This window comes from Actinocrinis sp. (assembly GCF_035938995.1).
Classification (GTDB): domain Bacteria; phylum Actinomycetota; class Actinomycetes; order Streptomycetales; family Catenulisporaceae; genus DASZGI01.
Window position 1 is genome coordinate 1 of record NZ_DASZGI010000055.1, and the last position, 5,762, is coordinate 5,762.

General features: G+C 67.4%; 6 protein-coding genes. All 6 read left to right on the forward strand.

Annotated elements, in window-relative coordinates; all coding sequences use genetic code 11:
- Positions 1-205 precede the first annotated feature (205 nt).
- On the forward strand, positions 206-676 hold the full coding sequence (locus VGZ32_RS03750) for an Lrp/AsnC family transcriptional regulator (protein WP_349263471.1): 471 nt from the start codon (positions 206-208) through the stop codon (positions 674-676).
- 71 nt (positions 677-747) lie between these two features.
- Positions 748-1,911, forward strand: a complete 1,164-nt coding sequence (gene mqnE / locus VGZ32_RS03755) for an aminofutalosine synthase MqnE (protein ID WP_326884378.1) — start codon at positions 748-750, stop codon at positions 1,909-1,911.
- A gap of 116 nt (positions 1,912-2,027) precedes the next feature.
- On the forward strand, positions 2,028-2,657 hold the full coding sequence (locus VGZ32_RS03760) for a GNAT family N-acetyltransferase (RefSeq protein WP_326884379.1): 630 nt from the start codon (positions 2,028-2,030) through the stop codon (positions 2,655-2,657).
- A gap of 214 nt (positions 2,658-2,871) precedes the next feature.
- Positions 2,872-3,351: a DUF4229 domain-containing protein gene (locus VGZ32_RS03765; protein ID WP_326884380.1), complete on the forward strand. Its 480-nt coding sequence runs from the start codon at positions 2,872-2,874 to the stop codon at positions 3,349-3,351.
- A gap of 556 nt (positions 3,352-3,907) precedes the next feature.
- On the forward strand, positions 3,908-4,750 hold the full coding sequence (locus VGZ32_RS03770; RefSeq protein ID WP_326884381.1) for a menaquinone biosynthesis protein: 843 nt from the start codon (positions 3,908-3,910) through the stop codon (positions 4,748-4,750).
- Between the two features lie 77 nt (positions 4,751-4,827).
- A partial coding sequence (locus VGZ32_RS03775; protein WP_349263472.1) for a CofH family radical SAM protein occupies positions 4,828-5,762 on the forward strand: 935 nt, incomplete at its 3' end.

Sequence of the window (5,762 nt, forward strand, 5' to 3'; positions counted from 1 at the left end):
CGGGGAACGGTAGGGGGAAGGGGACGCACCGCGGCGGATCCAAGGTCCTCGGCTTTCCACGCCTTGAATTCCAAGGATGATTCCTGGAATGCGGCGTACAATAAAGATCGTAATGTAAGCCGAGTAATCTGTGCGACGGCCGGGCGCTGGTGGGGCGTGCGGCTCGACCGGCGCGGACGCCCGGCCGAGGAGGAAGGGCCTGACCTTGGACACCGTGGACCGCACGCTCGTCGAAGCGCTGCGTGCCAACGGGCGAGCGACTTACGCGGAACTGGCGCGGCTTGTCGGCCTGTCCGGACCCAGCGTGACCGACCGGATCAACCGGCTCGAACAGGCCGGGGTGATCACCGGCTACCGCGCCGCGATCAGCCCTGCCGCGATCGGCCTGCCGGTGACCGCCCTGATCGGGGTGCTGCTTTCGGACGCCGCGGACCTCGAGGACGTCGGGCGCCGACTCAAGGACGTCCCGGAGATCGAGGACTGCTGGTTCGTCGCGGGTGAGGAGTCGTATCTGCTCAAGGTGCGCGCGCCCGACCCGGCCGGGCTGGAGAAGATCATCGGCAAGCTCAATCGGATCCGCGGCGTCGCGCGTACCCGGACGACCGTGGCGCTGTCCACCCGGTGGGAGGGACGGCAACCGCCCCTGGCGGACGATCGGCCGAAGCCGTCAGCGTAGGCTCGCACCTGGATGGACGCGATCCGGACGGAACGGATCGGATCGGATCTGGGAAAGGGAGGCCGCGGCCGATGGACGCCGGACTCAAGCGCGAGCTCGAAGCCAAGGTGCTGGCTGGCGAGCGGCTGACCTACGGGGACGGGCTCGCGCTGTACGCGGCCGACGACCTGGCCTGGCTTGGCGCCTTGGCCCACCACGTGCGCACGGCGAAGAACGGCGACCGGGTGTACTTCAACGTCAACCGGCACCTGAACTTGACGAACGTCTGCTCCGCGTCCTGCGCGTACTGCTCCTTCCAGCGCAAGCCGGGGGAGCAGGACGCTTACACGATGCGGATCGAGGAGGCGGTGGGGCTGGCCAAGGCGATGGAGCCAGACGGCATCACCGAGCTGCACATCGTCAACGGCCTGCACCCGACGCTCCCGTGGCGGTACTACCCGAAGTCGATCCGTGAGCTGAAGGCCGCCCTGCCCGGGGTGTCGATCAAGGCGTTCACCGCGACCGAGATCCATTGGTTCGAGCGCATCTCGGGACTGAGCGCGGACGAGATCCTCGACGAGCTGATCGACGCCGGGCTCGAGTCGCTGACCGGCGGCGGGGCCGAGATCTTCGACTGGGAGGTACGCCAGAAGATCGTCGACCACGCGACTCATTGGGAAGACTGGTCCCGGATCCACCGCCTGGCCCACAGCAGGGGACTGCGCACTCCCTCCACGATGCTCTACGGCCATATCGAGGAGCCGCGCCACCGAGTGGACCACGTGCTACGACTGCGTGAGCTCCAGGACGAGACCGGTGGCTTCGCGGTCTTCATCCCGCTGCGTTTCCAGCACGACTACCACGACTCGAAGGACGGCAAGGTCCGCAACCGGCTGATGGGCCAGCCGATGGCGACGGGGGCCGAGGCACTTCGGACGTTCGCGGTGTCCAGGCTGCTGCTCGACAACTTCGACCATGTCAAGTGCTTCTGGGTGATGCACGGTCTCGCCACGGCGCAGCTGGCCCTCAACTACGGCGCCGACGACCTGGACGGTTCGGTGGTCGAGTACAAGATCACACATGACGCGGACCGGTTCGGTACGCCGGACAAGATGACCCGCGAGGACTTGCTCGAGCTGATCCGCGGCGCTGGCTTCCGTCCGGTGGAGCGCAACACCCGTTACGAGACGGTGCGCGAGTTCGACGGACCGGATCCCGACCTGCGCGAGACACCGCAGGTGATGACCTTCGCCTAGCGAGACGGAGTGCGGCGTAGCAAGGCGAAGGCGGGCTGTGGTGTGGGTGAATGACCAGCTCAGAGCCTGTGGATAATTTTCATGCAGGATCCGGCAAGTTCATGCATACTGGGTGCATGGAGTTGGAGCTGGAGTTCACGGTTGATCCGGAGCTGACCGACGCGCTGCGGGAGCAGATCGTCGCGTGCTGGACGGACGTCTCGAACGCGGGCGGCGCGGTCGGGTTTGTGCCGCCGGTCACGATGGACGACGTCTCACCGGTCGCGGTCAAGGCCCTCGCCGGGGTGGCGGCTGGCCGCGACCGCCTGATCGTGGGACGTGCATCGGGGCCGGGGGCAAAAGCTGAATCGGCGTCGGGGTCGGAGTTGAGGACGGCGTCGGAGTTGGGGACGGCGACGGATTCGCATTCAGCGTCAGGGCCGGGACCGGACGCGGAGCGGCTTGCGGCGGTGGCGTTCATCACCGACGAGCAGTTCCAGTTGACGGAGCACTGGCGCACGGTCAAGCGGGTGATGGTGCACCCCGATTTCCAGAGGCTGGGGATGGGGGCGCGTCTCATGGCCGAGGTCGAGCAGGTTGGGAGGGAGATGGGGCTGGAGCAGCTGGTTCTGGACTGCCGGGGAGGGACGGGCAACGACGAGTTTTACAAGAAGTGCGGCTACGAGGAGTACGGCCGGATGCGCGCCGGGCTCAGACTCTCGGCCGACGACTACCGCGACCGAATAATGATGGCGCTGGAGCTGTGACGGCTGCGGAGTGGTGCTGCAGGGCCCGAAGGCGAAGGCTGTGACGGCTGCGGAGCTGTAACGCTGGCGGAGTGGAGCTGCGGGGCGCAAAGGCGAAGGTTGTCACGGCTGCGGAGTGGAACTGTGGGGCCAAAGGTTGTGACGGCTGCGGGTGGTGGTGGCGTCACCCGCGCGGTGGCGCGTAGCTGGGCATGGGGTACGGTGAAATCGTCCGGTGCCGGTAGGTTCGGCGCCCCTTGAAGGAATCGACGCCATGACTAAGCAGTCCGCCGCCGCGAGTGAAGCACCGTCGGACGTTCCTGTGCAGTCCTCGTCGGGGAACGCATCTTCCGGCGTCGCACCGACGGATAACGCCCAGGCGGAGGGTGTACGCACGGACGGGCCGGAGGCCGCTGCGCCGCGGTTCGACACCCAGCATGCGGCGATCCGATACACCACGCTGCGGCTCACGCTCTTCCTTGGGGCGCTCGTGTTGGTGTGGGGGATCGCCAAGATCCTCAATATGGACCTGAGCTCGCAGCTGTCGAAGCTCACGCTGCTCGCCGTGGCGCTGCTGTTGTCGAGCGCAGTGTCCTTCATCGTGCTGTCAAAGCAGCGCGATGCGATGTCTGCCGGCCTCGTCGCCCGTTCGGAGAAGTTGAGCAAGCGGCTCAGATCCGCAGCCTCGTTCGAGGACGACGACGAGGACGAGTGACAGCAGAGGGTGAATGACGGGCGGAACGTGGCCGGTTGGCGTGCCGCGTCTTACCGACTGATTGCGTCTCAGCGACAGGCCGCATTTCACTGTCTGAGCGCGTGGTGGTGGCGGCCTGAGTGCGTGGTGGTGGCGGCGTGCTGCGTCGCACCGGCTTGTTGAGCCTCAGCGGCTGGCCGCGTGTCGGCAGCGTGCCGCATCTCACCGGCTGTCTGGGTCTCGGCGGTTGGCCGCGTCTCACCGACTGAGTGCGTGGTGGCGGCGTGCTGTGTCGCACCGGCTTGTTGCGTCTCAGCGGCTGGCCGCGTGTCGGCAGTGTGCCGCATCTCACCGGCTGTCTGGGTCTCGGCGGTTGGCCGCGTCTCACTGGCTGAGTGCGTGGCGGCGGCCTGTTGCGTCGCACCGGCTTGTTGCGTGTCGGTACCGTGCCGCGTCGCACGGCTTGGTGCTTCTCGGCGGCTTGCTGCGTCTCGCGGACGTGATTGCTCTCACGCCGTGATTCGTCTCACGCGGGGCGGGCCGGTGCTTCGGAAAACCTGCGCGTAGGGTGCATGGTGTGGACAGACCGCGCGTAGGGCACATCCAGTTCTTGAACTGCGTCCCCATCTACTGGGGGCTGGTCCGATCCGGCGCGCTGCTGGACCTGGATCTCGTCAAGGACACCCCTGAGCACCTCTCCGAGAGGCTGGTCTCGGGGGACCTCGACATCGGGCCGATCAGCCTCGTCGAGTACCTGCGCCACTCTTCCTCGCTGGTTGTGCTGCCGGACGTCGCCGTCGGGTCCGACGGTCCTGTGATGTCGTGCAACTTGGTCTCCCAGCTGCCTTTCGCGTTTCTGGACGGCGAACGGGTCGCGCTCGGGTCTACCTCACGCACGACCGTTGAGCTCGCGCGACTGGTGCTGCGGGAGCGCTATGCCGCGTCGCCCGACTACTTCACCTGCCCGCCCGACCTTGCCGAGATGATGCGTGAAGCGTCGGCCGGTGTGCTGATCGGTGACGCTGCTCTGCGCGCCTCGCTCTACGACGCGCCGCGGCTTGGTCTGCGGGTACTCGACCTCGGCCAGGCGTGGAAGGAGTGGACCGGGCTGCCGATGGTCTTCGCCGTGTGGGCGGTTCGGCGCTCGTTCCTCGAAGCCCGTCCGGCACTGACCGCCGAGGTTCACGCCGCGTTCCTGCACTCTCGCGATCTGGCGATGGCGGAGGTCGACAAGGTCGCCGAGCATGCCGCACGCTGGGAGTCCTTCGACGCGACGACGCTGGAGAAGTACTTCACCACGCTCGATTTCTCCTTCGGCGGCCGTCAGCTCGACGGGGTCCGCGAGTTCGCCCGCCGGATCTCTCCACAGATCGGCGTCCCCGCTGATGCGCCGATCGAACTGTTCGCGCCTGCCGCGTAGGCTTGAATCACCGGCACATACGGAGGACGCAGATGATCGGCAGCGGCGGCGGCAGCGCTAGCGGTGGTGGCACCGCGATGGGCACCGAGCTCAAGGACGCCCTGGACCGCGCGGCCGAGGGTGGGCGCATCTCCGAGGAGGAGGCGCTCGGCCTGTACCGGCACGCCCCGCTGCACGCGCTCGGACAGGCCGCCGATACCGCCCGCCGCAAGCGCTACGGCGCGATCGCCGACATCGCGACGTACATCATCGAGCGCAACATCAACTACACCAACGTCTGCGTGACGGCCTGCAAGTTCTGCGCCTTCTACGCCCCGCCCAAGTCGGACAAGGGCTGGTCCCGCGACCTCGACGACATCCTGCGCCGCTGCGCCGAGACCGTCGCGCTCGGCGGCACGCAGATCATGTTCCAGGGCGGACACCACCCCGACTACGGCGTCGAGTACTACGAGCGGGCATTCGCCGCGATCAAGGCCGACTTCCCGCAGCTGGTCATCCACTCGCTCGGCGCCTCCGAGGTGCAGCACATGGCCCGGGTGTCGGGGGTCGAGATCGAGGAGGCGATCCGGCGGCTCAAGGCGGCCGGGCTGGACTCGTTCGCGGGCGCGGGCGCCGAGTTGCTGCCCGAGCGGCCGCGGAAGGCGATCGCCCCGCTCAAGGAGTCCGGCGAGCGCTGGCTCGAGATCATGGAGACCGCGCACCGCCTCGGCCTCGAATCCACCTCCACCATGCTGATGGGGACCGGCGAGACCAACGCGGAGCGGATCCGGCACATCGCCATGATCCGTGAGGTGCAGGACCGTACAGGCGGCTTCCGCGCTTTCATCCCGTACACGTATCAGCCGGAGAACAACCATCTGAAGGGCCGCACGCAGGCCACGCTGCTCGAGTACATCCGGATGATCGCGATCGCGCGGCTGTTCCTGCACAACGTCGCGCACATCCAGGGCTCCTGGCTGACGGTCGGCAAGGAGGCCGGGCAGCTCACCCTGCACTACGGCGCCGACGACCT

Excerpts from the sequence above, each read along its gene's own strand:
- mqnE (WP_326884378.1), top strand. The coding sequence starts at position 748 with ATGGACGCCGGACTCAAGCGCGAGCTCGAAGCCAAGGTGCTGGCTGGC.
- VGZ32_RS03760 (WP_326884379.1), top strand. The coding sequence starts at position 2,028 with ATGGAGTTGGAGCTGGAGTTCACGGTTGATCCGGAGCTGACCGACGCG.